Source organism: uncultured Candidatus Thioglobus sp. (assembly GCF_963981275.1).
Classification (GTDB): Bacteria; Pseudomonadota; Gammaproteobacteria; order PS1; family Pseudothioglobaceae; genus Thioglobus_A.
The window spans coordinates 1-24100 of record NZ_CAXCCZ010000002.1; the positions used below are offsets into that span (position 1 = coordinate 1).

Annotated in this window: 27 protein-coding genes; 16 read left to right on the forward strand and 11 right to left on the reverse strand. The window is 40.0% G+C overall.

Annotated features, from left to right (window positions below; all coding sequences use genetic code 11):
• Positions 1–340: 340 nt before the first annotated feature.
• Positions 341–685, forward strand: coding sequence for a hypothetical protein (locus ABNR88_RS00425; protein ID WP_348669752.1), 345 nt, complete (start codon positions 341–343; stop codon positions 683–685).
• A gap of 63 nt (positions 686–748) precedes the next feature.
• On the opposite strand, the gene ABNR88_RS00430 is transcribed toward ABNR88_RS00425, so the two are convergent.
• Together ABNR88_RS00430 and ABNR88_RS00435 are read right to left on the reverse strand one after the other, a co-directional pair.
• Positions 749–997 carry a glutaredoxin gene (locus tag ABNR88_RS00430; protein WP_291927504.1) on the reverse strand — a complete coding sequence of 83 codons (249 nt, stop codon included), beginning with the start codon at positions 995–997 and terminating at the stop codon, positions 749–751.
• Between the two features lie 2 nt (positions 998–999).
• On the reverse strand, positions 1000–1851 hold the full coding sequence (locus tag ABNR88_RS00435; protein ID WP_291927507.1) for an Hsp33 family molecular chaperone HslO: 852 nt from the start codon (positions 1849–1851) through the stop codon (positions 1000–1002).
• A 17-nt stretch (positions 1852–1868) separates the two neighbouring features.
• On the opposite strand from ABNR88_RS00435, the gene ABNR88_RS00440 reads away from it, so the two are divergent.
• Entirely contained in the window at positions 1869–2693 is an 825-nt protein-coding gene (locus ABNR88_RS00440; protein WP_291927510.1) for an RluA family pseudouridine synthase, read from the forward strand.
• Here ABNR88_RS00440 and ABNR88_RS00445 read toward each other — a convergent pair whose 3' ends face one another.
• On the reverse strand, positions 2694–2921 hold the full coding sequence (locus tag ABNR88_RS00445; protein ID WP_291927513.1) for a hypothetical protein: 228 nt from the start codon (positions 2919–2921) through the stop codon (positions 2694–2696). It lies immediately after the preceding gene.
• A gap of 85 nt (positions 2922–3006) precedes the next feature.
• Here ABNR88_RS00445 and htpX point away from each other — a divergent pair, with 85 nt between their 5' ends.
• The 8 genes from htpX to ABNR88_RS00485 all read left to right on the forward strand — a co-directional run bounded on the left by htpX (position 3007) and on the right by ABNR88_RS00485 (position 13528).
• Entirely contained in the window at positions 3007–3897 is an 891-nt protein-coding gene (gene htpX, locus ABNR88_RS00450; RefSeq protein WP_291927516.1) for a protease HtpX, read from the forward strand.
• A gap of 3 nt (positions 3898–3900) precedes the next feature.
• Complete coding sequence (gene map / locus ABNR88_RS00455) at positions 3901–4677, forward strand: type I methionyl aminopeptidase (RefSeq protein ID WP_291927518.1); 777 nt, start codon at positions 3901–3903, stop codon at positions 4675–4677.
• Between the two features lie 56 nt (positions 4678–4733).
• A complete protein-coding gene (locus tag ABNR88_RS00460; protein ID WP_291927522.1) occupies positions 4734–5342 on the forward strand; it encodes a DUF502 domain-containing protein in 609 nt (202 codons plus the stop codon).
• A gap of 4 nt (positions 5343–5346) precedes the next feature.
• A complete protein-coding gene (aspS, locus tag ABNR88_RS00465; RefSeq protein ID WP_291927525.1) occupies positions 5347–7098 on the forward strand; it encodes an aspartate--tRNA ligase in 1752 nt (583 codons plus the stop codon).
• Between the two features lie 5 nt (positions 7099–7103).
• The gene (gene nadA, locus ABNR88_RS00470; RefSeq protein ID WP_291927526.1) at positions 7104–8051 is read left to right on the forward strand and encodes a quinolinate synthase NadA; all 948 of its coding nucleotides are present in this window, start codon (positions 7104–7106) and stop codon (positions 8049–8051) included.
• A gap of 42 nt (positions 8052–8093) precedes the next feature.
• A complete protein-coding gene (locus ABNR88_RS00475) occupies positions 8094–8837 on the forward strand; it encodes a YebC/PmpR family DNA-binding transcriptional regulator (RefSeq protein WP_291927528.1) in 744 nt (247 codons plus the stop codon).
• Positions 8834–12661: a phosphoribosylformylglycinamidine synthase gene (purL, locus tag ABNR88_RS00480; RefSeq protein ID WP_291927531.1), complete on the forward strand. Its 3828-nt coding sequence runs from the start codon at positions 8834–8836 to the stop codon at positions 12659–12661. Before ABNR88_RS00475 ends, purL begins: the two co-directional genes overlap by 4 nt.
• Before the next feature lie 216 nt (positions 12662–12877).
• Positions 12878–13528 carry a SprT family zinc-dependent metalloprotease gene (locus ABNR88_RS00485; protein ID WP_291927534.1) on the forward strand — a complete coding sequence of 217 codons (651 nt, stop codon included), beginning with the start codon at positions 12878–12880 and terminating at the stop codon, positions 13526–13528.
• A 142-nt stretch (positions 13529–13670) separates the two neighbouring features.
• Here the strand turns inward: ABNR88_RS00485 and grxD are convergent, their stop codons facing one another.
• A complete protein-coding gene (grxD, locus tag ABNR88_RS00490) occupies positions 13671–14000 on the reverse strand; it encodes a Grx4 family monothiol glutaredoxin (protein ID WP_291927537.1) in 330 nt (109 codons plus the stop codon).
• A gap of 56 nt (positions 14001–14056) precedes the next feature.
• Positions 14057–14647, reverse strand: a complete 591-nt coding sequence (locus tag ABNR88_RS00495; RefSeq protein WP_291927540.1) for a methyltransferase — start codon at positions 14645–14647, stop codon at positions 14057–14059.
• A gap of 56 nt (positions 14648–14703) precedes the next feature.
• Here ABNR88_RS00495 and yegQ point away from each other — a divergent pair, with 56 nt between their 5' ends.
• Genes yegQ through ABNR88_RS00510 form a run of 3 tightly spaced genes read left to right on the forward strand, consistent with a single transcriptional unit; the run spans position 14704 to position 18406 of the window.
• Positions 14704–16059 (forward strand): tRNA 5-hydroxyuridine modification protein YegQ, encoded by a 1356-nt coding sequence (gene yegQ / locus ABNR88_RS00500; protein WP_291927543.1) that lies wholly within the window; start codon positions 14704–14706, stop codon positions 16057–16059.
• A gap of 53 nt (positions 16060–16112) precedes the next feature.
• Positions 16113–17915 carry a 1-deoxy-D-xylulose-5-phosphate synthase gene (gene dxs, locus ABNR88_RS00505; protein ID WP_291927546.1) on the forward strand — a complete coding sequence of 601 codons (1803 nt, stop codon included), beginning with the start codon at positions 16113–16115 and terminating at the stop codon, positions 17913–17915.
• A complete protein-coding gene (locus ABNR88_RS00510) occupies positions 17912–18406 on the forward strand; it encodes a DUF2062 domain-containing protein (protein WP_291927549.1) in 495 nt (164 codons plus the stop codon). The genes dxs and ABNR88_RS00510 overlap by 4 nt, the downstream gene beginning before the upstream one ends.
• Here ABNR88_RS00510 and ispG read toward each other — a convergent pair.
• The 6 genes from ispG to smpB form a co-directional block, all read right to left on the reverse strand.
• Entirely contained in the window at positions 18401–19489 is a 1089-nt protein-coding gene (gene ispG, locus ABNR88_RS00515; RefSeq protein ID WP_291927552.1) for a flavodoxin-dependent (E)-4-hydroxy-3-methylbut-2-enyl-diphosphate synthase, read from the reverse strand. The genes ABNR88_RS00510 and ispG overlap by 6 nt on opposite strands.
• Positions 19486–19788 carry a hypothetical protein gene (locus ABNR88_RS00520; RefSeq protein ID WP_291927555.1) on the reverse strand — a complete coding sequence of 101 codons (303 nt, stop codon included), beginning with the start codon at positions 19786–19788 and terminating at the stop codon, positions 19486–19488. Before ABNR88_RS00520 ends, ispG begins: the two co-directional genes overlap by 4 nt.
• Complete coding sequence (gene rlmN, locus ABNR88_RS00525) at positions 19772–20845, reverse strand: 23S rRNA (adenine(2503)-C(2))-methyltransferase RlmN (RefSeq protein ID WP_291927557.1); 1074 nt, start codon at positions 20843–20845, stop codon at positions 19772–19774. Before rlmN ends, ABNR88_RS00520 begins: the two co-directional genes overlap by 17 nt.
• A 53-nt stretch (positions 20846–20898) precedes the next feature.
• The gene (gene ndk / locus ABNR88_RS00530) at positions 20899–21324 is read right to left on the reverse strand and encodes a nucleoside-diphosphate kinase (RefSeq protein WP_291927560.1); all 426 of its coding nucleotides are present in this window, start codon (positions 21322–21324) and stop codon (positions 20899–20901) included.
• Positions 21325–21431: 107 nt separating this feature from the next.
• A complete protein-coding gene (locus ABNR88_RS00535) occupies positions 21432–21707 on the reverse strand; it encodes an HU family DNA-binding protein (RefSeq protein ID WP_291927562.1) in 276 nt (91 codons plus the stop codon).
• Between the two features lie 182 nt (positions 21708–21889).
• The gene (gene smpB / locus ABNR88_RS00540) at positions 21890–22372 is read right to left on the reverse strand and encodes an SsrA-binding protein SmpB (RefSeq protein ID WP_291927565.1); all 483 of its coding nucleotides are present in this window, start codon (positions 22370–22372) and stop codon (positions 21890–21892) included.
• Here smpB and ABNR88_RS00545 point away from each other — a divergent pair.
• The 3 genes from ABNR88_RS00545 to ABNR88_RS00555 are packed head-to-tail and all read left to right on the forward strand — an operon-like array spanning position 22371 to position 24098.
• Positions 22371–22799: a type II toxin-antitoxin system RatA family toxin gene (locus ABNR88_RS00545; RefSeq protein WP_291927568.1), complete on the forward strand. Its 429-nt coding sequence runs from the start codon at positions 22371–22373 to the stop codon at positions 22797–22799. The two genes, smpB and ABNR88_RS00545, sit on opposite strands and share 2 nt — an antisense overlap.
• Positions 22799–23323 (forward strand): pseudouridine synthase, encoded by a 525-nt coding sequence (locus tag ABNR88_RS00550; protein WP_291927572.1) that lies wholly within the window; start codon positions 22799–22801, stop codon positions 23321–23323. The genes ABNR88_RS00545 and ABNR88_RS00550 overlap by 1 nt, the downstream gene beginning before the upstream one ends.
• On the forward strand, positions 23310–24098 hold the full coding sequence (locus tag ABNR88_RS00555) for a ferritin-like domain-containing protein (RefSeq protein ID WP_348669760.1): 789 nt from the start codon (positions 23310–23312) through the stop codon (positions 24096–24098). The genes ABNR88_RS00550 and ABNR88_RS00555 overlap by 14 nt, the downstream gene beginning before the upstream one ends.
• Positions 24099–24100 lie beyond the last annotated feature (2 nt).

The window sequence follows — 24100 nt, forward strand, 5'->3', positions numbered from 1 at the left end:
AGCCCCGGATTGTGATTCCGGTTGTCGCGGGTTCAAACCCCGTTTCTCGCCCCATACTCTGTCTGTGTTTGCAGACAACTTCATTCAAATAAAGACATAGGAAAACCTCTTTCTGTGCCTTTTTGCGTGCAATTTATCTGGAGCAGTCTATTGTGTTAATTTCCACTTAATAATAAAACCACATAAATAGCATCATCTAAATATCATAAAATGATACGAATAGACAATTAAACGTATCATAGAAGTAAATATTTTAAATCTATTGTTTGGCGATATTAGTTTGAAATATGATTTGCTTGATAATAAGTCGGCTTATTAGTACAATGTTAATAAAAATTGCATGCGTGTAAATGGGGGGATGGTTTTGATAATTAGTTATATAAAAATAGTCTTTTTAACAGTTTTTTTACTCATCTCAACTTTTGCTTTTTCTAACAGCTGGATACTTGATAAAAGTGATTATGAAAATAATCAACCCTCTCTAAGAGACTGTATAAATATAATGAAAAAAGGTGTTTTAATTGATTCTAAACCTATCAACAAAAACCAGCCTTTGGAAACATATATATATGGCGATTATATGTATAGTGTTCGCTGGAATACAATTGAAGAAATGCTTGTATGCTATTACGATGGCAAGCTTATCGACTCTCAAGATAACAAAAGCCAAATACTGCCAAGATAGTATAGAAAACCTCACGCCCACCATGATTATGAATCAAAAAAAATGGGCTCATTACGCTCTTTATTAAACCTCTATCCCCATTTCTCGTAGTGTTAAATACGCCTCAAGATCATCACATCCACCAACATGCCTGTCGCCTAGAAAAACTTGAGGATAAGTTAGCTCATTCGGGGCCATTTTAAGCATATCGCTGTTAGTCCACGTAACCTCATCAACTAAACGAATTTCATATCTAACACCCTCTTCATCCAGCATATTTTTTGCTCGAGTGCAGTACGAGCAATTTGGTTTGGTCCAAATGATATTTTTCATTATTATTCCTCTGGAAATTTAGAGGTAAAAATACGATTAACATCTTGTTCATCAAAAAATAAATGCTCATTACAGATTTCATTATGGATAGATATTTCTCCTTGCTCGTTGAGCAAATCTCGCGCATCTTGCTCACCTAAATCAAAGATAATTTTTTCAAAGCGTTCTTTATTTTGCGTGCATTCATAGCTCACCCAGTCTGCCTCAAATAATTGCAAAGTCTCTTCATGGAATAGGCGATGAAGCAACCGCTCTGCATCCAGCTCACTCAGCTCTTTATCAGTAACCGTACCTGCTAGTGTACAGACTCTATGCCAACCCTCGGTATTGTATTGATCCGCTTCTGGCATTTTTTGAATGAGCATGGCTGATAAATTATCCTTAGTTGACGAAACCCATAATTTTGAATCAAGCTGCTCCGACTGCGAAAAGTAATCTTCGAATGTAGCAACCAAACCTTGTGAATTTCTAGGAACTAATGATTGAAAACTGTGGTCTGTTTGTGCATTGTATAAAGTGGCAACAATTTGCCCTTTACCCAAAATTTTATCCAAAGAATCACTTGGCTTAATAGTGCCATTTGCTCTCACCATGCCGCGAATCTTAAGCTCACTACTCACCTCAACGAGCAGCAAACTAACAACTCCATCACCCTGGATTTGCAGAGTAAGCTTACCTTGATGCTTCATGCCACTGGCCAAAAAGATTGCTAAAGCGCTCAACTCACCAAATAATTGGCGAACTAGAGGGCTATAACTACGATTTTGAATCATTTCTTGCCAAGCATCATTAAGTGAAAGATGCTGGCCACGAATGTTCAAATCTTTAAATAAAAATCTGTTTATTGTATTCATAGGTATTATTTTAATTTATGACCACTATAATTGAAAGAAAAATCATCATTAAAACTAACAATCAATTATTAATTGATGCGTTAGCAGAATCAACACATCTATCAAAACAAACACTTAAGTCTGCACTTGACAAAGGCTGTGTTTGGCTAAAAACGGGCAAAAAGACCAACCGAGTTCGACGCATTAAAAAGCCGTTAAAAATTGGCGACGAAGTATATATTTATTTTAATGAAAAAATTCTATCTTCAGACCCTACTCAGCCCACTCTACTGCTAGATAAAAAAGGCTATAGTATTTGGTTTAAACCTGCCGGTGTGTTTTCTCAGGGCTCAAAATGGGGAGATCATTGCGCACTAACTCGACTGGTTGAAAAAAAATTAGACCAGCCTAGTTTTCTAGTACATCGATTAGATCGTGCTACGAGCGGCCTAATGATACTGGCACACTCAAAAACTATGGCCAGGGATTTTTCCAAATTATTTGCCGATAGACTAATCAAAAAAACCTATCTGGCTATTGTTGCTGCAAATTTTCCAGTTGACAAGGTTAGCCTAGATGGGGATATTGATAAGAAACATGCCTTAAGCCATGTAACTAAACTTGCAGAAAACCAAGAAAAATCCCTGCTTAATGTGCGCATTGAAACTGGCAGAAAGCACCAAATTAGAAAACATTTAAAAAGCTTTGGATTTCCTATTGTTGGCGACAGACTCTACGGCACTGCTCAAAAAAATCATCCAGAAGATTTGCAATTACAAGCTGTAAATTTAGTTTTTAAATGCCCTATTGACCAGCAACCAATTGATATTACACTACCTGAGTCAGACCAACTAAAACTCTAGTTAAGAGCAGTCTCGCTCCACTTCTTGATCCCAGATAGCTGGGATAATAATCCTCAAGCACTCCATCACTGACAACTCAGCACAAATTGCAGGCTCTTCTGGCGCTGGCGGATGGCGATGTTTTTTGACAACAGAGGTGTCTGACTCCTTTAAAACTGGATTTTGATCATCAATTTGATCCTCGCAGCCAGAAAGAAACAATGCTAGTATTATAAAAATTTTAATCATTAAATATCATTGTAACCCAATAGACTTGAATCTATTGGATAATACCCCTATCTAATACTCAATTAATATCAAACAAGAGGCACCCATGAAAAGAATCTTTTTATTTTTAATGACCAATATTGCTATTCTTATCCTATTAAGCATCACCTTAAGCCTGCTTGGTGTTGAAGGGATTTTAAAAGAGAATGGTTCAGATCTTGACTTACAGGCGCTACTCATTTTTTCTGCTGTATTTGGTTTTGGCGGTGCCTTTATCTCCTTGGCTATTTCCAAATGGATGGCTAAACGCATGACTGGCGCTATTGTTATTGAATCACCCACTAGCAATTTAGAAAAATGGCTAATAGAAACAGTTGAAAAACAGGCGAAAATTGTTGGTATTCGCATGCCTGAAGTGGCCATTTTCCCTTCAGCTTCCATGAACGCGTTTGCCACTGGCATGAGTAAAAATAAAGCACTTGTTGCGGTTTCTCAAGGCCTGCTTGATAATATGAATAAAGGTGAAATTGAAGCGGTCGTTGGCCATGAAATGAGTCATGTTGCAAATGGCGACATGGTTACTCTCACTCTGATTCAAGGTGTGGTTAATACTTTTGTAATTTTCTTTTCAAGAGTGATTGGTCATTTTGTTGATCGCGTTATTCTAAAAAATCAACGCGGACATGGTATCGGCTACTTTGTCACCACTTTATTTGCCCAAATCGTCTTATCAATTTTAGCCTCAACGATTGTAATGTATGTGTCGCGCAAGCGTGAATTTGTGGCTGATACGGGCGGAGCAGATTTGGCTGGACATCAAAATATGATCGGTGCATTAAAACGCCTTGGCCAAGTAGAGCCAGAAGCACTGCCTGAGCAAATGGCAGCCTTTGGCATTAACGATAAAAAAGGCTTTGCCTCTTGGTTTTCTTCACACCCTCCTATTGAAGATCGCATTAAAGCCTTGGAAAACCGTGAAACAACATTAGGCAAATAAAACATGGCTATTGATATTAAATCAGCTGACGAAATCGAAAAAATGCGTACAGCTGGGCGCCTAGCTGCAGAGGTTTTAGAGATGATCACACCTTTTGTTAAGGCTGGCATTAGCACCGATGAACTCGACAAAATTTGCCACGACTATATCATCAATGAACAAGGTGCCATTCCTGCACCACTTGATTATCACGGATTTCCAAAGTCAATCTGTACCAGTATTAATAACGTCGTTTGTCACGGCATTCCTTCAGATAAATTACTCAAAAAAGGAGATATCGTCAATATTGACATCACTGTCATTAAAGACGATTATCACGGCGACACCTCAAAAATGTTTGTAATTGGCAAGGCCAGCGTTAAGGCTCAGCGTATTTGTCGCATTGCACAAGAATGTTTATACATTGGTATCAAAAAAGTAAAACCAGGTATTAGACTGGGTGAAATTGGCATTGCTATTGGCGCCCACGCGCAAAATAATAATTATTCAATTGTGCATGATTATTGTGGTCACGGCATTGGCCTTAAATTTCACTCAGAACCTCAAGTAGTGCATTACGATGATGGCAATGTCAATACTAGCCCAGTCCTTGAACAAGGCATGACATTCACTATTGAGCCCATGGTTAATATTGGTAGTTTTGAAGTGGCCACTTCTAAGGTTGATGGCTGGACAGTAACCACTAAAGATCGCTCATTATCAGCACAATGGGAGCATACAATTTTAGTAACCAAAAATGGTTACGAAATCCTTACACTTAGAGCCGAAGAGGACATCTAACCTTATAGCTGCTTATGCTAAAATAAGTACTTTTTATGACTACCCAACTGTAAGCGTTGAAAAACCTAAGAAACTATTTCATTTCTGGCCTACTTTTCTGGATTCCACTAGGATTAAGTATTGTTGTTATCAAGTTCTTTTTAGAATTGGTTAACGATATTGTACCGCCTGAGTATTTACCCGAATCATTATTCAACCTCGAGGGTAGTATTCCTGGATCTGGTATTGTTTGGGTAATACTAATTCTGATCTTTACTGGCGCTTTAGTGAGTAATTTTATCGGTAGAAAGCTGGTCGAATTATGGGAGCAGCTACTCAACAGAATCCCAGGGTTTCGTGGCATTTACAAAGCTCTAAAACAACTCTCTGATACTGTACTCAGCCCCACTGGAAACAGCTTTAAGAAAGCAGTTTTAGTTGAATATCCGCGTAAAGGTCTATGGACAATCGCCTTTCAAACGGGCACCTACCAAGGTGAAGTTGCTAACAAGATTGGCGAAGAAATTATTAATATTTACGTACCAACCACCCCAAATCCAACCTCTGGTTTTTTTATCATGCTACCAAAAGCTGAAATAATTGAACTAGACATGAGTGTTGACGAAGCATTTAAACTAATTATCTCTACCGGTGTGGTAGAACCAAACGAATTACCAAAAGGATAAAACTATGAGAACGAACTATTGTGGCGAATTAAACCAAGAAAATATCGGTCAAACTGTTGAAATTTGCGGCTGGGTCAACCGTCGCCGAGATCATGGTGGCGTTATCTTTTTAGACATGCGCGATAAACGCGGCATTGCCCAGGTGGTGATCAATCCAGATAACAGCGATTTTTCTTTGGCCGAAAGCATTCGTAACGAATTCGTCTTAAAAATTACGGGCTCAGTAATTGCTCGTGGCGAAGGAATGACAAATCCAAAGCTAGCCTCAGGTGGGATTGAAATCGTTGCTGATCATATTGAGATTCTTAACACTTCAAAGCCAGTACCATTCCAAATTGATGCAACAGACACTTCTGAAGAAGTGCGCCTAAAGTATCGATACCTAGATCTACGCAGTGATGCCATGCAAAAACGCATGCGTCTACGCTCAAAGGTAACGCACTTTATGCGTGAGTTTATGGATAACAACGACTTCCTAGATATTGAAACGCCTTTTTTAACCAAAGCCACCCCTGAAGGTGCGCGTGATTATTTAGTGCCTTCTCGCACTCATCCAGGTGAATTCTTTGCACTGCCACAATCACCGCAACTATTCAAACAGCTGTTAATGATGTCAGGTTTTGAGCGTTACTATCAAATCGTTAAATGCTTTAGAGACGAAGATTTGCGTGCTGATCGTCAACCAGAATTCACCCAGCTTGATGTTGAAACGTCATTCATGAACGAAGATGAAATTATGGCGATGATGGAAGAGCTAACTCGCGGCATGTTTAAATCAGCCATTGACGTTGATTTGGGTGACAAATTCCCAAGTATTACTTATGCAGATGCCATGCACCTATATGGTGTTGATCGCCCTGATATGCGTATTTCCATGCAAATGACAGATATCGATGAACTTATGCAAGGGGTTGATTTTAAAGTATTTTCTGGCCCTGCCAGCAGTGAAGGATCTCGTGTTGCTGCTTTGCGCGTTCCAGGTGGTGCAACAATCAGTCGCAAGAAAATTGATAAATACACCAAATACGTCAGCATCTATGGCGCCAAAGGCTTGGCTTATATTAAGCTAAATGAAGATGGTCCAGCCTCACCAATTTTAAAATTCTTAGGTGATGATATCACTGCAAAAGTAATTGAAATGACAGGCGCACAAACTGGTGATATTATTTTCTTCGGTGCGGACAAAACTAAAATCGTTAACGAAGCATTAGGAAACTTACGCGAGCAGCTGGCTAAAGATTTAGATTTATTTGATAAAAAATGGGCGCCAATTTGGGTGGTTGATTTCCCAATGTTTGACGAAAATGATGACGGCTCTTTAAGCGCTATTCACCATCCATTCACCGCGCCAAGCGTTGATGCTCAAACACTAGAGAAAACCGCCCCAACCGCTTTATCAAGAGCTTATGATTTGGTTATTAATGGCTCTGAAGTAGGTGGCGGATCGATTCGTATTCACCAGGTTGAAATGCAACAAACCGTCTTGAAACTGCTAGGTATTTCTGATGAAGATGCGCAAGATAAATTTGGCTTTTTACTTGATGCTCTAGAGTACGGCTGTCCTCCACATGGTGGCATGGCATTTGGCCTGGATCGACTTGTTATGATTATGACAGGTAGTGATTCTATTCGTGATGTTATTGCCTTCCCTAAAACTCAAACAGCGGCTTGTTTATTAACCGATGCACCTGCACAAGTGCCAAGAAAAGTACTTAGAGAATTAAGTGTACAAGTGAGCTTGCCGAAAAAAGATTAGTTTTTGTGAGCATTACCGATCAAATCAAGACAGAATTAAAAGCTAAAAATGCTGTTTTAGTGGCGCACTATTACGTTAGCTCTGAACTACAAACTTTAGCTGAAGAAACTGGTGGCATTGTTTCAGATTCTTTAGAGATGGCGCGTTTTGGTCAAAGTTCTACAGCAGATACCATTGTCGTTGCCGGGGTTAAATTTATGGGGGAAACGGCTAAAATCCTTTCTCCGGAAAAAACCGTGTTAGTACTAGACGAACAAGCCACTTGCTCACTTGATGAAGATTGCCCTATTGATGAATTTTCAAAATTTTGCGATCAGCATCCTGATCGCACTGTGGTGGTTTATGCTAACACCTCTGCTGAGGTTAAAGCAAGAGCTGACTGGGTAGTCACCTCAGGTAGTGCCTTAATAGTAATCAAAAACCTTAAACAACAAGGTAAGAAAATTCTTTGGGCGCCAGATAAACACCTGGGTAATTATGTCCAGCAAGAAACTGGTGCTGACATGCTACTATGGCAAGGTTCTTGTGTTATTCATGAGCGCTTTAAAGCAGACGCATTGGCCAACCTAAAAGCCCACCACCCTGAAGCGGGTGTCTTGGTTCATCCTGAATCGCCACAAGAAGTGGTTGATTTAGCTGATGTTGTTGGCTCAACTACGGCACTCATTAATGCTGTTAGAGATCGCGACGAACAAACTTTTATTGTGGCGACTGACAATGGTATTTTTCATAAAATGCGTGAGGTTGCACCGAATAAAACCCTAATCGAAGCGCCTACTGCAGGCCAAGGTGCCGATTGTGAGTCTTGTGCACACTGTGAATGGATGGCAATGAACACACTGGATAACTGCTTAAACACAATCAAATTTGGAAATAACGAAATAAAAATTGACCCTTCTATTAATCAAAAAGCAAAAAATTCCATACAAAAATTACTCGACTTTACTGCATAAACGGTAAAATCCAAACTACTCATATTTTCGGAGACATTAATCATGGCAGGACATTCTAAATGGCACAATATTCAGCACAGAAAAGGTGCTCAAGATGCCAAGCGCGGGAAGGTATTCACCAAACTTATTAAGGAAATTGTTATTGCTGCCAAAGCTGGTGGCGGTGTCATTGAAAACAATCCAGGCCTGAGAATGGTCATCGATAAAGCACTTGCTGCCAACATGAAGCGTGACACTATTGAAAGTGCAGTTAAGCGCGGTAGTGGCGATTTAGAAGGTGAAAACTATGATGAAGTACGCTATGAGGGTTACGGCCTTGGTGGCACTGCTATTATGGTGGATACGCTAACCGATAATCGCAATCGTACAGTTGCCGATGTGCGTCACGCCTTTACTAAACATGGTGGCAATTTAGGCACTGATGGCTCCGTGTCTTATTTATTTACCAAGCAAGGTTTTATTAGCTTTGCTACTGGTGCCAATGAAGACGCCATCATGGAAGCTGCACTCGACGCAGGCGCAGATGACGTAGTTACCAATGACGATGGATCAATTGACGTATTAACCTCTCCTGAAGATTTCTTCACCGTAAAAGATGCACTAACTGAAGCGGGGTTAGAGTCTAGCCATGCTGAAGTCACTATGGAGCCGGCAAATCGAGTTGAGCTTAATTTAGGGGATGCAGAAAAATTCATGAAACTGATTGATCGATTAGAGGATTTAGACGACACTCAAGAGGTCTATCACAACGCTGATATCTCTGACGAGGTGATGGCACAATTATGATTCACATTCATCAAGGTATTCGTGCATTAGGCACCTTTAAGACTAAAGCTTTACAGTTAAAGATTACTCAAGCTCAAGCAGGATTAGGCTTATTGGGCACTGAGTTTATTCACTTTGCCGACCTTAATCATAGTCTTGATGAAAACAAAACAAAACAACTTGCCCAACTACTAGCTTATAGCGATTCACTCAGTATTAACAACGCAGTATCAAGTCTTATTATCATTCCAAGACTTGGTACCATTTCTCCTTGGTCTTCCAAGGCAACTGATATCATGCACTTATGTGATCTATCGCAAATCAAGCGTATAGAGCGTGCTGTTATTTATCATTTTGATGCTGAAATCACCAATCAAGCAAAAGTTTTAGCTTGTGTTATGGATAAAATGACAGAGTCAGAACTTAGTAATATAGAAGATGCACACACCCTGTTTGATCATTTTGAGCCTCAGCCATTTGCCAGTGTTGATATTTTAACTCAAGGTAAAAAAGCCCTAGAAAAAACCAATGCCGAACTTGGACTTGCCCTATCGAATAGTGAAATTGACTATTTACTAGAAAGCTTTACAAAGTTAGAGCGCAACCCAACTGACATTGAGCTCATGATGTTTGCACAAGCAAACTCTGAACATTGTCGTCACAAAATTTTTAACGCCGATTGGACGGTTGACGGAATCGAACAAGCAAAAAGTCTTTTCTCCATGATTCGCAACACCTATCACAAGCATCCTGAAGGATTGCTCAGTGTCTACTCAGACAACTCAGCTGTTATGGCAGGTCTTGAAGGTGAACGTTTTTATGCCGATGAAAATGGTAAATATGTCAGCTCCAACGAACACAGAGCGATATTAATGAAGGTTGAAACTCACAACCACCCTACCGCTATTGCCCCACACCCTGGTGCAGCAACTGGCTCAGGTGGTGAAATTCGTGATGAAGGTGCCACCGGTCAAGGCTCTAAACCTAAAGTGGGTTTGTGCGGATTTAGTGTTTCAAATTTAAAAATTGACAACGCCACTCAAGCTTGGGAAGTTGAGCATGGCAAGCCTTCTCAAATTGTTTCAGCACTCGATATTATGCTGGAAGGTCCGATTGGCGCTGCCGCCTTTAACAACGAATTTGGCCGCCCTAACACCTTGGGCTATTTTAGAACTTACGAACAAGACACCCCAGAGGGTGATGTTCGTGGCTACCACAAACCAATTATGTTAGCCGGTGGTTTGGGGCATATTCAAGAGCAACACATTAAAAAAGGTGAAATCCCTGTTGGCAGTAAAATCATTGTACTTGGTGGTCCTGCTATGCTCATTGGCCTGGGTGGTGGCGCAGCTTCTTCAATTAAGAGTGGTGAGCAAAGTGAAGATTTAGATTTTGCCTCGGTTCAGCGTGCCAACCCTGAGATGGAAAGACGCGCCCAAGAGGTAATTGATCGCTGTGCCAATTTAGGCGATAGCAATCCAATTATCTCAATTCATGATATTGGTGCGGGTGGCTTATCTAACGGCCTACCAGAACTAGTAAACGATTCTGGACGTGGCGGTCGTTTTGAGTTGCGCAACATTCCAAATGATGACAATCAAATGTCGCCACTTGAGATATGGTGTAACGAATCACAAGAGCGTTATGTTCTTGCTATTGCCCCAGAAAGTTTGGCTTTATTTGAAAACATCTGTACACGTGAGCGTGCACCTTTTGCCGTATTGGGTGAATCTACCAAAGAACAAGAGCTAGTCTTAAGTGATAAGCTATTTGAAGACACGCCAATTGATATGCCGATGTCTGTTTTATTGGGTAACCCGCCAAAAACTAACATTGATGCCAGTACCCAAGACATTAACCTAAATCCATTAGATACTAGCAACATAAAGCTTGATGAAGCTATTAATAGAATCTTACAGCTTCCTACTGTTGCCAGCAAAAATTTCCTTATCACCATTGGCGATCGAAGTGTAACAGGCATGGTAGCTAGGGATCAATTTGTCGGTCCATGGCAGGTGCCAGTGGCTGATTGTGCTATTTCTATTTCTGATTATGTTGGCTATAAAGGCGAGATCATGTCACTTGGTGAGCGCACACCATTAGCCCTATGTGATGCAAATTCTGCAGCACGCATGACGATTGGTGAAGCGCTAACCAATATGCTCGGTGGTTATGTTGAAGATATCCATGACATTAGTCTGAGTGCAAACTGGATGAGTGCCAGCGGACACAAAGGTGAAGATGCTAAACTCTTTGAGGCTGTTAAAGCTGTGGGTATGGATTTATGCCCTGAACTAGGATTAACCGTGCCAGTTGGTAAAGACTCAATGAGTATGAAAAGCTCTTGGGATGAAAATGGCGAAGACAAGTCTGTCACCTCGCCTTTGTCACTCATTATTACAGCTTTTTCAAAAACACTAGATGTTAGAGCGCAAAAAACCCCTTTACTAGATACTGAATCAGATTCAGAGTTATTGTTAATCGATCTTGGTTTTGGTCAAAATAGAATGGGTGGATCGTGCTTAGCTCAAGTATATAACCAGATTGGCAACACTGCGCCAAATCTTGATGACTCAGCCCTATTTAAGAGTTTCTTTACGGTTATTAACCAGCTCAACAAAGACAATTTAATTAGCGCCTATCATGACCGCTCTGACGGTGGTGTTATCACTACCTTATTGGAAATGGCTTTTGCCTCACATTGCGGCTTAACCATCAACACTGATAGCAGTATTGAGTCACTATTTAATGAGGAGCTAGGTTGTGTCATTCAGGTTAAGTCTGAAAACAGACAAGCTGTTAGTGATGCTTTAAATGCCGCAGGGTTGTCCAATTGTACGCACACCATTGCCAGTATCAATGATGCCGATACCATTGAAATTACAACCAATAACTCAGTGATTTATTCTCAGCCTCGTGCTGAGCTACATGCACTTTGGTCTTCAACTTCTTACCAAATTGCCAAACTTAGAGATAACCCTGACTGCGCCCAGCAAGAATTTGACGCGATCAGTCAAACAACCAATGGTATCAAAACCGATCTAAGTTTTGACCTTAATCAGTCTGTTGTAGCGCCATATATCAAAACCAATGTTAAGCCAAAAATCGCCATCCTGAGGGAGCAAGGTGTTAATGGTCAAGTGGAAATGGGCGCTGCGTTCGATAGAGCTGAGTTTGATGCGATTGATGTGCACATGAGTGACATTCTATCAGGTAGATTATCCCTAGATGAATTCAAAGGCTTTGTGGCTTGTGGTGGCTTCTCTTACGGAGATGTACTCGGTGCAGGTCGCGGCTGGGCAAGCTCAATTCTTTACAACGCACGTGCCAAAGAGGATTTTGAAGCATTCTTTAATCGTGATGATAGCTTCGCCCTGGGTGTGTGTAATGGCTGTCAGATGATTTCAAACCTCAGCGAAATCATCCCTGGCGCACAAAACTGGCCAAGCTTTTCTCGTAATGTTTCTGAGCAATTTGAAGCGCGATTCTCCAGTGTTAAAATTGGCAAGTCTAACTCCATATTCCTAAACGGTATGCAAGATTCTATCATGCCAATTGCCATTGCCCATGGCGAAGGTAAAGCAAGCTTTACTGGCAATTCAAATAATATCGCTTTACAGTATGTTGACCATCAAGGTAATACCACCCAAACTTACCCGCATAATCCAAATGGATCAGACCTAGCAACTGCCGGTGTGACTAACGATTCTGGACGCGTCACCATTATGATGCCGCATCCTGAGCGTGTATTTAGAGCTGTGCAACACTCACACCATCCAAAAGATTGGGATGAGCGTAGTCCGTGGATGAGAATGTTTGAAAATGCTAGAGCTTGGGTTGATTAAAAAATTTCAAAAATAATACAAATCATGAAAACATTACTTTAAGATACGCTTTATCCGTATCAGAAGCATCTGGACAGGCCTTGTCTTCTCATAAAATGGGCGTAAATTGATGCTTTTATAGTTTTTTTTGACCCTTATGACACTACTGAAAGCAATAGTATTGGAAAAATTCGGAAATTTCATGAATGAGAGATTTTATAAGGTTAAATATTAATTGTGGACTATCAACTGATTCGCTCACAGCGTAAAACCTTAAGTTTGCAAATTAACCAAAATGCTGAGCTGATTGTGCGAGCGCCGAATCGGTTATCGGTTAAAAAAATAGAGCAATTTATTGATGAAAAATCTGATTGGATTGATAAGAAATCAAGCTCTATGCATGCCAATAAACCCCGAAAACCTAGCTACACAGAAGGTAAAAAATTCTTATATTTAGGTAATGAATACCCACTAAATATTGACACAGCTAATGCGAAAGGACTAAGGTTTGATGGGCAGACATTTAGCCTTAGCACGGGCGGTAAACAAGAATTTTTAGCTTACTACAAGGCGGCTTTTAAAAAGATCGCCCTACCACGTCTTGAATATTATGCAAAAAAGCATCACCTTAATTACAACCAGGTACGGCTAAAAACTCAAAAAACCTTATGGGGGTCATGTAGTAGTGCAAATAACATTAACCTAAATTATTTGCTCATAATGGCGCCAATGAGTGTGGTTGATTATGTAATTGTGCATGAGTTATGCCATACCATTCATAAGAATCACTCAAAGGATTTTTGGCATTTAGTTGGGCAAATACTCCCAAACTATAAAGCCAGCAAAAGCTGGCTTAAAGAACATGGTCACAAGTTGCAAAACTTATAAATAACTCATGGTGTTAACACTGAATAAACAAGTTTTTTCTTTATGTAAGGCGGATTTTAAAAATATGAAAGCGTGTAGTAAAACTATACAATTGAATACTTTTTTTTAAAATCTAGCGCAATCAGAAAGTAAAAGGCGAAGATTATTTTTTACTAAACCTTTCTACCGCTTCTTCCATGGCGCCTTTTAGGCTACCCATTTCTGCCATTTCAACAATAATATCACCACCACCCATTAATTCAGAGTTAAAGTAAATTTGTGGAAATGTTGGCCAATCTTGAAAAGCAGGTAAGTTTTGCATCACTTCCTGATCTTCAAAGATATTTACGTAAGCAAACTCAACACCCGTAGAAGCTAATGTTTGTGCTGCTGTTGCAGAAAATCCACACTGTGGAAATTGTGGTGTGCCTTTCATGTAAAGAACAACAGGTGCGCTGTCTACTTGTGCTTGAATTCTTTCCATTACATCCATGGTTTAACTCCTAATGATTAATAAATTACCGAGTATTGTACTCGTATATTAGACTTTTATAATTTAATTGCTTGTGCAATTGTGTATTTTTGCCCTTGCTTAAGTTTTTTATAATTACCAAAGACCGATTTAAAGTTATCTTTAATAAAATGTCGCAAGCCATTAATAGTTACAAAAGTAATTTTACCACCCGGTTTTAAAGCGTCATAAGCATCATACAAAATAATGCTAAGCTGCTCACGCCCCACTTTGGCTGGCACATTAGATAGCACTTGATCAAAATAATTTTGCTTATTGACAGCTGAAAACGCATCAGATAAATAAGCTTCAGCGTTATTAATATGATTAAGCTTGGCGTTAGTGTTGGACAGTTCAACTGCGATAAAATCTTTATCGACCATGTGCACCTCCCCTTCAGGGCAAGATTTGGCCACACTTAAACCAATAGGGCCGTAACCACAGCCTAAATCTAGACACTTATCTGCCTTAGCAATATCAAGATATTGCATAAACATCACTGTACCATCGTCAATTGCTCTGGGGCTAAAAACCCCCCAACGGGTTTTTAACTTTAACGCATGGTCAAGTAAATTTGACTCAATAATTAGGTCTTGTTTAAGTTTTGGAATGTCGTTTCTGGTAAACATATTGCAACATTATACATAAGGTTAATTCGTACACATCCGATGATAAAATAGCCAACATGAATAGACCTGAATTACTCTCCCCTGCAGGCTCGCTAAAACACATGCGCTATGCTTATGCGTATGGTGCAGACGCTGTTTACGCAGGGCAACCTAGATACTCACTTCGAGTGCGTAATAATTCTTTTGATTTTGATACGCTAAAACAAGGTATTACTGAGGCGCATGACAATAATAAGAAATTTTTTGTTGCATCCAATATCATTCCGCATAATGCCAAGATCAAGACCTACATGAAAGATATTGAGCCCGTAATTGCGCTCAAACCTGATGCGCTCATTATGGCTGATCCCGGTTTGATTATGATGGTTAAAGAAAAGTTTCCAGAGCAAGTTATTCATCTTTCTGTACAGGCCAATGCTATTAATTATGCTACGGTTAAATTTTGGAAAAATGCAGGTATTAGCCGTATTATTCTATCTCGAGAGTTATCGTTGGATGAGGTTCAAGAGATACGCCAAGAGTGCCCTGATATTGAGCTAGAAGTGTTTGTACATGGTGCGCTTTGCATTGCCTATTCTGGACGCTGTTTATTGTCGGGTTATTTCAATCACCGTGATCCAAACCAGGGATCATGCACCAACTCTTGCAGATGGAAATATGATGTTAAAGAAGCGCAGGAAACCATTGAAGGCGATATCAAGGCTGTTGAGATTAAGGCGCCGATTGACCAGGTTGTCCTACTAGAAGAGGAAGGTCGCCCAGGTGAGCAGATGCCTGCCTATGAAGATGAGCACGGCACTTACATCATGAATTCCAAAGATTTGCGCGCTATCGAGCACGTGCATACCTTAACCAAAATGGGTATTGATTCTTTAAAAATTGAGGGTAGAACTAAGTCACACTACTACGCAGCTCGAACTGCTCAGGTTTATCGCCAAGCGATTGACGATGCAGTTGCTGGACGAGAATTTAACCCGGAAGCTTTTGGTGTTTTAGAAAATCTAGCTAATCGTGGCTACACTGATGGCTTCTACCGTAGGCACCAACCTGAAGAGTTACAGACCTATTTTGACAATTACTCACGCTCACACAAACAACAAGTAGTGGGGGAAATTCTAGATTATAAAGATGGCAAGGCTTTAATTGAAGCCAAGAATAAATTCAGCGTGGGGGATTCTATCGAAGTGGTTTTGCCAGACGGATGTTTTAATACTGAAGTTGAATCTATGGTGACTGAGTACAATGAAGTGCTCGATGTCGCCAAAGGTAGTGGCTACCGAGTTTGGATTCCAATGCCAGAAATAAAGCCAGAACTTGGCTTTATTGCTCGAAATTTTGATGAAAAAATCACCATCAAAAACAAAAATATTAAAAAGGACCCTGATCAAAAAATCCGTCGCCCTTCTTGGTAGATAATAAGTCCACTCACGTATAATGTCATTCTTTGTAACAAGGTTATATTAGCGTGCTTGATCAAATCCACTCGCCACAGGATATCAAAAAACTCGATTTAGATCAGTTACAATCCTTAGCAGGTGAAATTCGTGAATTCTTAATTGAAAACATCCAAAAAACCGGCGGTCATTTGGCGCCAAATTTGGGTACGATTGAGATGACAATTGCTATGCATTATGTATTTGATACCCCTGAAGATAGCTTTGTATTTGACGTAGGTCATCAGGCCTATACACACAAAATCCTAACTGGTCGGCTCGACAAAATGCCAACCTTACGTCAAAAAGATGGCTTATCTGGCTTTACCAAGCGCAGTGAAAGTGAGCATGATAGCTTTGGTGCTGGACACTCTTCAACATCGATTAGCGCAGCACTTGGTATTGCGATTGGCAACCGTCTACATCATAATCAAAAAAAGTCTGTAGCTGTGATTGGTGATGGCGCCTTAACTGGCGGCATGTCATTTGAAGCGCTCAATCACGCGGGAGATTCAAATGCTGATTTGTTAATTATCTTAAATGATAATGACATGAGTATCTCTAAAAATGTTGGCGCCATGAATAAGTACTTAACCAAGCTTATTTCTGGAAAAGTGTACTCAACCATGAAAACCAAATCACTAGATTTTCTTGAAAAAGTGCCCATTATTCATGAATTTGCCAAGCGCTCAGAAGAGCACCTAAAAGGCATGGTACTGCCGAGCACGCTATTTGAAGAGTTAGGGCTTGATTATTTTGGACCCATTGATGGTCATGATTTACCAACTTTAATTAAAACTTTACAGAACTTACAACTTCAGGATAAGCCACGTCTCTTACACATTATCACTAAAAAAGGCTACGGTCTTGAAAGTGCAGAGCAAGACCCATGCAAATTCCACGGTGTCGCCCCTGCCCAAGCAAACACCAGCACATTGCCAAACTATAGTGATGTTTTTGGCACTTGGATCAATAATACAGCGAGTGAAAATAAAGAGCTTATCGCCATTACACCTGCCATGTGCACCGGCTCTGGCATGAGTGATTTTGAGAGGGATTATCCTAGTCAATATTTTGATGTCGGTATTGCTGAACAGCACGCCATTACTTTTGCTGGCGGATTAGCAGTGCAAGGATTTAAACCTGTTGTCGCCATCTACTCCACCTTTTTACAACGAGGCTATGATCAGCTTATTCACGACATTGCTTTACAAAATTTAGATGTAGTTTTTGCCATTGATCGCGCTGGACTGGTTGGTAGTGATGGCGCTACTCACGCAGGAAGCTTTGATTTAAGCTTTCTACGCTGCATTCCAAGCTTGGTCATCATGTCTCCAAGCAACTCAATTCAGCTATACCAAATGCTTAATACCGCTTTTAACACTCAAGGGTCTGTCTGTGTACGTTACCCAAGAGGCACTTCAAGCATTACAGATTATGTCAGTACTGAGAGAATTCAAATTGGCAAAGCTGATGTGGTTCGACGTGGTGCTAATATTGCAATTTTAGCTTTCGGAACTATGCTGGATTACGCCCTAGACGCAGCAGATTCAATTAATGCAACCGTCGTTGACATGCGCTTTGTTAAGCCGCTTGATGAGGCGCTATTGATTGAGCTTAGTAAAACGCATACTCATTTTATCTCTATTGAAGATAATGCCATCAAAGGTGGCGCTGGTAGTGGTGTTAGTGAGTTTTTTCATCAGCAAGGAATTAACACTTCTCTTAAAATTCTTGGCCTGCCTGATGTCTTTACCGAACAAGGTTCGCAATCTCAACTGCACGCATTGTACGGCTTAGATGCCAAGGCTATTATCGCTGTTAGCCAAACATGAAAAAACTCTTAAAACGTTACAGCCCAAAGCCTCATGAAATTAAAAATCATAAACACTTAGGCTGGCTTAGTAAACACTTACACGACCCTAGTTTATGGAATTTCAATCGAAAATCAATCTCTAAGGCTTTTGCAGTTGGACTATTTTTTGCGTTTATCCCTGTCCCTTTTCAGATGTTACTCGCTGCACCAGGTGCGGTTATCTTCAGTGCTAACCTACCCTTATCTATTGCGCTTGTTTGGATTACTAATCCACTAACCATGCCTGCAATTTACTACGGCTGTTATAAACTTGGCGCCTGGCTACTTAACGTACAAATTGAGGCTGATTTTATAATGTCACTTGAGTACGTTTGGCAAGTTTTTGATACAATTTGGCAGCCCTTTTTATTGGGTTGTTTGATTGTTTCAGTGGTGAGTGCATTGATTGGCTATTTTGGCGTACAATTTATTTATCGATTTAGAGTTTATAGACGCTCAAAAAAGCTATAAATTATTCAAATTAAGTTTGAGTTGAGCTCTGATTTTTTCCTCTAAAGTATCGACCAACGATTCGTTGCTAACTTTTTGATCCGTCTTTCCATCAACATACATCAGGTTTGGCTCTCCACCAGTTAATCCTACTGATACTGCTTTAGCCTCACCTGGACCATTCACCACGCAACCAATCACTGCCGCATCGATTGGCTCTTTAATATCTTCCAATCGAGCCTCTAATTCGTTAACCACTTTAATAACATCGAATTTTTGACGAGAGCATGAAGGACAAGCAATTAGATTCACGCCTTTTTGTCTTAAATTTAATGATTTTAAGATATCGAAGCCAACACGCACTTCATCAACTGGATCAGACGCTAGCGACACTCGAATCGTATCGCCAATTCCTTCAGACAACAACAATCCTAAGCCAATAGAGGACTTAACAGTGCCTGAGCGTAATGATCCTGCTTCGGTAATGCCTAAATGTAGCGGATTATCAATTTGAGAGGCTAGCTGCTGATAAGCAAAAACAGTCATGAAAATTTCACTGGCCTTAAGAGAGATTTTGAAATTGTCAAAATTCAGTCGATCCAAAATATCAATATGTCTAAAAGCTGATTCAACCATAGCTTCAGGCGTAGGCTCAGTATATTTTTTTTGTAAATCTTTTTCTAAAGATCCTGCATTAACACCGATACGAATTGGAATACCATGATCTTTAGCAGAAGCAACCACTTCACGAATACGATCTTCACGGCCAATATTACCCGGATTAATGCGCAAGCAATCTGCGCCATATTCTGCCACTTTAAGGGCAATCTTATAATCAAAATGGATATCCGTAATCAGCGGAATATTAGCCTGTGCTTTAATTTCTTTAAATGCCTCAGCTGCTTCCATAGTGGGCACAGAAACACGCACTAAATCAGCACCCGCCTCTTCAATTGCCTTAATTTGCTTTAGGGTTGCTGTCACATCTGTGGTTTGCGTGTTGGTCATACTCTGCACAGAGATTGGCGCATCGCCACCAATAGCAACATTGCCTACAAAAATTTGTCGAGACTTTCTTCTACTAATGGTATGTATAGGTTTCATTGCTGTTTAAATGTTTGAATTAATTCATCTAAGCCTCGATCACTTTTAACTCGACGATCAATCTCAGTCTGCTGATATGCTTGATTAGATTTAATTATAACGCTATCCGCCTTTTCTTCTACTGGCTTTTTTCCCTTGCTAATCACAATTAAAGTATTGTCGTTAACCTTTTTGGTGGTATTTTCAGAAGCCTGATATCCATACAACCCTATGAAAAAAACACTCAGTATTAACACCCATATTTTTAACTTTGGTTGGCGTTTTTTTTTACGCGGGTAGTAGTCAATCCCGTCTAGCATGCGTTCGCTTGGTTTTGTCTTTTACTTTTCCGGCTAATTGTCCGCAAGCGGCATCCACATCTTCGCCACGGGTGCGTCTAGTCATGGTACGAATACCTTTAGAAAATAAAATATTTTGAAAATTTTCAACAGTCTTAATACTGGATGTCTGATACTCAGATTCAGAAAATGGATTAAAAGGAATTAAATTAACCTTGGCTGACACGCCTTTTAAAAGCTGGGCTAGTTGCTGCGCATGTTCTGATGAATCATTCACGCCTTTTAGCATAACGTACTCAAACAAAATGTGCCGCTCTTGTGTACCCGCATTGAGATACACATCGCAGGCCTTCATTAACGCTTCAATTGGATATTTTTTATTAATAGGTACCAACTCATCACGCAAGGTATTATTCGGCGCGTGTAGGGAAATGGCTAAACTCACAGGAACTCGCTCACTCATTCGCTCTAAAGCAGGCACTACACCCGAGCTAGAAATGGTGACTCGACGTCGAGATAATCCAAAAGATAGATCATCCATTAATAAATCACACGCACTATAAACCGCTTCTTCATTAAGCATTGGCTCACCCATGCCCATAAAAACGACATTCGATATGCGCTTGCCAGCCGGATTTAAGTGTAAATTAGCAATCAATACTTGAGCAATTATTTCTGCTGTTGAAAGGTTTCGGTTAAAACCCTGGTACCCCGTTGAACAAAAAGTACAGGCGAGTGCGCAGCCAACTTGAGAAGAAATGCACAGTGTGCCCCGGTCTTTTTCTGGAATATAGACCATCTCAACATGATTTTCGCCGCCAAGCTCAACCACCCATTTGATCACACCATCTAATGCATGACTCTTGCTGACCACACTCGGAAACTCGATACAAGAAATTTCTTTAAGCTGCTCTCTTAATTTTTTACTCAGATTGAGCATTTGATCAAAATCAAACACCTGGTCTTTGTAAATCCATTTCATTATTTGCTTAGTGCGATAAGACTTCTCACCAAGCTTTTTAAAGAATTCGTCTAGTGCTTTTTGATTAAGATTGAGTAGATTTATTTTACTTTGCATAACTAAAACAGCGCAGGAAGGTGTACTATTTGAACGGTATTAATTAGCAAAAGTTAACGCGTTCTGGGGCAGACACCGTCTGCACCAAAGAAATATTCAATTTCAATGGCGGCATTTTCTAGTGAATCAGACCCATGAACTGCGTTTTCATCTAAAGATTGTGCAAAATCCGCACGAATCGTTCCAGCTGCCGCTTCTTTAGGATTGGTTGCGCCCATGATTTCACGGTGCTTGGCAACTGCGTTGTCAGCTTCCAATACCTGAACCATAACGGGGCCAGAGGTCATAAATGCAACCAGCTCACCATAAAAAGGACGATCCTTATGTACGGCATAAAATCCACCGGCTAATTGTTCATCTAAGTGCAGCATTTTTGCAGCAACAATTTTAAAACCGGCCGCTTCAAAACGAGTATAAATTTGACCAATAACATTTTTTGAAACTGCATCTGGCTTAATAATTGATAGTGTACGCTCCATAGGTATCTCCACTGAATGATAGATTGGATAAAATTGTTATTTTACCAAACTTTAGGCTCAAAAAAAGCACCCGAAGGTGCCTTTATCACGATACAGAAAGTTAAGGTTTAGCCGTTAACTGCATCTTTAAGCGCCTTACCTGCTTTAAAAGCAGCTACTTTAGAGGCCTTAATTTGAATTGTTGCACCCGTTTGTGGGTTGCGACCCGTGCGTGCTGCGCGATCTCTAACAACAAACGAACCAAAACCGGTTAGTTGTACGCCATCGCCACTCGCCATAGCGCCTGTAATTGCATCCGTTGTTGCGTTAAGTGCACGGCCAGCATCTGCTTTTGAAATATCTGCCGCTGATGCGATTGCATCAATTAATTCTGATTTGTTCATTCTCTTCCCCTTTGGTTTATAAAATTATAAAAAAATATCAAGTGAGTAAAGCACATCTCTCCAATGTAGTTTAAATATCACCATTCTTACTCAATAAAGTTTTACTAATTATAAGCAAAAAATTACTGTTAAATCAAGCATTTGCAAAAAAAAACAGTGAAGAAAGATTCACTTTTAACGATTTACTTATTATTCTCTTTTAAAACTCTATTTTTATCTCTTTGCCAATCTCTAGATTTAACGTCTTGGCGCTTGTCATGTGCCTTTTTACCTTTGGCAACGCCGATTTCTAACTTTACACGCCCACGTTTCCAGTACATTTTTAACGGTACAACAGTCGCACCTTTTTGCTCAATTTTCTCTCTCAAGCGATTAATTTCTATACGATTAAGTAGTAGTTTTCTCGTTCTTGTTGGATCTGCAGTAACATGAGTGGAGGCACTTTGCAATGCGGAGATATGAGCGCCAAACAAAAACAGCTCGCCATTTTTCAAAATAACATAGCTTTCTTTAATTTGAACCTTATTTTCTCTTAGACTTTTCACCTCCCAACCTTCCAAAGAAAGCCCAGCTTCAAGTGTTTGTTCGATAAAATAGTCATGACGTGCTTTTTTATTGAGCACAATCGTATTTGAACTTACTTTAGGTTTTTTGGATTTTGCCATGCATCAACTCTCTAAAAGTGCTCTTGTGCCTTATTCAGCTGAGCAAATGTATCAATTAGTCAACCAAGTTGATGATTATCCAAAATTTCTCAACTGGTGCTCAGATGCCTCCATTTTAAAGCAAACTCATGATCAAATTACAGCCTCGGTTGAGATTAATAAAGCTGGATTAAAACAAAGTTTTACCACTATTAACACCCTAACCAAAAATCAACGTATTGACATGAAACTCAAAGAAGGACTATTTAAACAACTAAATGGCGCCTGGGTATTTACTAAACTTAATGATCAGGCCTGTAAAGTGGAGCTTAATTTAAGCTTTAGCTTCTCTTCAAAGATTGTTGACATGGCCATTTCCCCCATTTTTACCAGTATTGCCAACTCTCAATTAGAAGCTTTTGTTGCAAGAGCCAAGGTTGTGTATTAATGCTATATGCATTTAACAAGCCCTTTGGTGTATTATGCCAATTTAGTGGGGAAGGCAATACACTGGCCAATCACATCAATGTTAAAAATATCTACCCTGCCGGTCGATTAGATAAAGACTCAGAAGGCTTATTGCTACTCACCGACGATGGCAAACTACAACATCAAATCTCACATCCTAAATTTGATAAAGAAAAAACTTACATCGTCCAAGTTGACGGGGCAATTACTTCTAAGGCTATTGCACTTCTAAGTCAAGGAATTCAGCTTAAAGATGGATTAACAAAGCCTGCAAAAGCCCGTATTATCGATCCACCTAATTGGCTTTGGGAAAGGGAGCCGCCGGTACGTTTTCGCAAAGATATCCCCACATCCTGGGTTGAGCTTAAGATCACCGAAGGTAAAAACCGTCAGGTAAGGCGTATGACCGCTCACGTCGGCTTTCCGACTTTAAGACTCATACGAACCAGAATTGGCTCTTGGTCAGTAGACAATATCAGTCCAGGGTGTTATGAATCCATTTGAACTAAGCCATAAAGCACTCATGTGCGGGAATGTTGTTGAGAAGATTGAAATCACAAATCAGCTTCATAATTTAAAAAATAAACAACTGCTTAATTATCAATCAAAATATCACATCGATCCTGTCAAATTCCCCGGTAGACCTGATAAACCAACCTTGGCAAGGTTTGGAAACATGCCAAAAAGAGGCCAGTCGGACATTGGCTTTATTGAAACCATTCATGCCATTTGCCATATTGAATTTAATGCTATTAATTTAGCACTTGATGCGGCTTACCGTTTTCGCAATATGCCTGATAAATTTTATCAAGATTGGATTCAGGTTGCTTTTGAAGAGTCTCAGCATTTTCAGTTACTAAATAACTACCTGATTGAATTAGGATATCAATATGGTGATTTTGATGCGCATAATGGCTTGTGGAAAATGACTTATGAAACGGATTATGATGTGCTAGCCAGGATGGCTTTAGTACCTCGTGTGTTAGAGGCAAGAGGTCTGGACGCAACCCCAAAGATTCAAAAACGCTTTAGCAAATCAACATTTAAACCCATGGTTGGTTTGCTAGATATCATTTTTCAAGATGAAATTGGACATGTAAAAATTGGTAATTTTTGGTTTCACCACTTGTGCAAAGTGCGAAAAATAGACCCTATTAAAACCTTTGACGAGTTAGTTGAAAAGCATATTGGCGAACAACTACGAGGGCCTTTTAATCTAGAAGCGCGAAAAATGGCTGACTTTACCGACCAAGAGCTACACTACCTGCAATCGAGATAAAG

Excerpts from the sequence above, each read along its gene's own strand:
- grxD (WP_291927537.1), bottom strand. The coding sequence starts at position 14,000 with ATGGATGTAATGGAAAGAATTCAAGCACAAGTAGACAGCGCACCTGTT.
- ABNR88_RS00495 (WP_291927540.1), bottom strand. The coding sequence starts at position 14,647 with ATGTTTACCAGAAACGACATTCCAAAACTTAAACAAGACCTAATTATT.
- ABNR88_RS00445 (WP_291927513.1), bottom strand. The coding sequence starts at position 2,921 with ATGATTAAAATTTTTATAATACTAGCATTGTTTCTTTCTGGCTGCGAG.
- ABNR88_RS00440 (WP_291927510.1), top strand. The coding sequence starts at position 1,869 with ATGACCACTATAATTGAAAGAAAAATCATCATTAAAACTAACAATCAA.
- ABNR88_RS00520 (WP_291927555.1), bottom strand. The coding sequence starts at position 19,788 with ATGCTAGACGGGATTGACTACTACCCGCGTAAAAAAAAACGCCAACCA.
- map (WP_291927518.1), top strand. The coding sequence starts at position 3,901 with ATGGCTATTGATATTAAATCAGCTGACGAAATCGAAAAAATGCGTACA.
- ndk (WP_291927560.1), bottom strand. The coding sequence starts at position 21,324 with ATGGAGCGTACACTATCAATTATTAAGCCAGATGCAGTTTCAAAAAAT.
- smpB (WP_291927565.1), bottom strand. The coding sequence starts at position 22,372 with ATGGCAAAATCCAAAAAACCTAAAGTAAGTTCAAATACGATTGTGCTC.
- ABNR88_RS00535 (WP_291927562.1), bottom strand. The coding sequence starts at position 21,707 with ATGAACAAATCAGAATTAATTGATGCAATCGCATCAGCGGCAGATATT.
- ABNR88_RS00425 (WP_348669752.1), top strand. The coding sequence starts at position 341 with ATGCGTGTAAATGGGGGGATGGTTTTGATAATTAGTTATATAAAAATA.
- purL (WP_291927531.1), top strand. The coding sequence starts at position 8,834 with ATGATTCACATTCATCAAGGTATTCGTGCATTAGGCACCTTTAAGACT.
- ispG (WP_291927552.1), bottom strand. The coding sequence starts at position 19,489 with ATGAAACCTATACATACCATTAGTAGAAGAAAGTCTCGACAAATTTTT.
- ABNR88_RS00555 (WP_348669760.1), top strand. The coding sequence starts at position 23,310 with ATGAATCCATTTGAACTAAGCCATAAAGCACTCATGTGCGGGAATGTT.
- ABNR88_RS00545 (WP_291927568.1), top strand. The coding sequence starts at position 22,371 with ATGCATCAACTCTCTAAAAGTGCTCTTGTGCCTTATTCAGCTGAGCAA.
- ABNR88_RS00510 (WP_291927549.1), top strand. The coding sequence starts at position 17,912 with ATGAAAAAACTCTTAAAACGTTACAGCCCAAAGCCTCATGAAATTAAA.
- yegQ (WP_291927543.1), top strand. The coding sequence starts at position 14,704 with ATGAATAGACCTGAATTACTCTCCCCTGCAGGCTCGCTAAAACACATG.
- htpX (WP_291927516.1), top strand. The coding sequence starts at position 3,007 with ATGAAAAGAATCTTTTTATTTTTAATGACCAATATTGCTATTCTTATC.
- ABNR88_RS00435 (WP_291927507.1), bottom strand. The coding sequence starts at position 1,851 with ATGAATACAATAAACAGATTTTTATTTAAAGATTTGAACATTCGTGGC.
- aspS (WP_291927525.1), top strand. The coding sequence starts at position 5,347 with ATGAGAACGAACTATTGTGGCGAATTAAACCAAGAAAATATCGGTCAA.
- rlmN (WP_291927557.1), bottom strand. The coding sequence starts at position 20,845 with ATGCAAAGTAAAATAAATCTACTCAATCTTAATCAAAAAGCACTAGAC.
- ABNR88_RS00550 (WP_291927572.1), top strand. The coding sequence starts at position 22,799 with ATGCTATATGCATTTAACAAGCCCTTTGGTGTATTATGCCAATTTAGT.
- ABNR88_RS00475 (WP_291927528.1), top strand. The coding sequence starts at position 8,094 with ATGGCAGGACATTCTAAATGGCACAATATTCAGCACAGAAAAGGTGCT.
- ABNR88_RS00430 (WP_291927504.1), bottom strand. The coding sequence starts at position 997 with ATGAAAAATATCATTTGGACCAAACCAAATTGCTCGTACTGCACTCGA.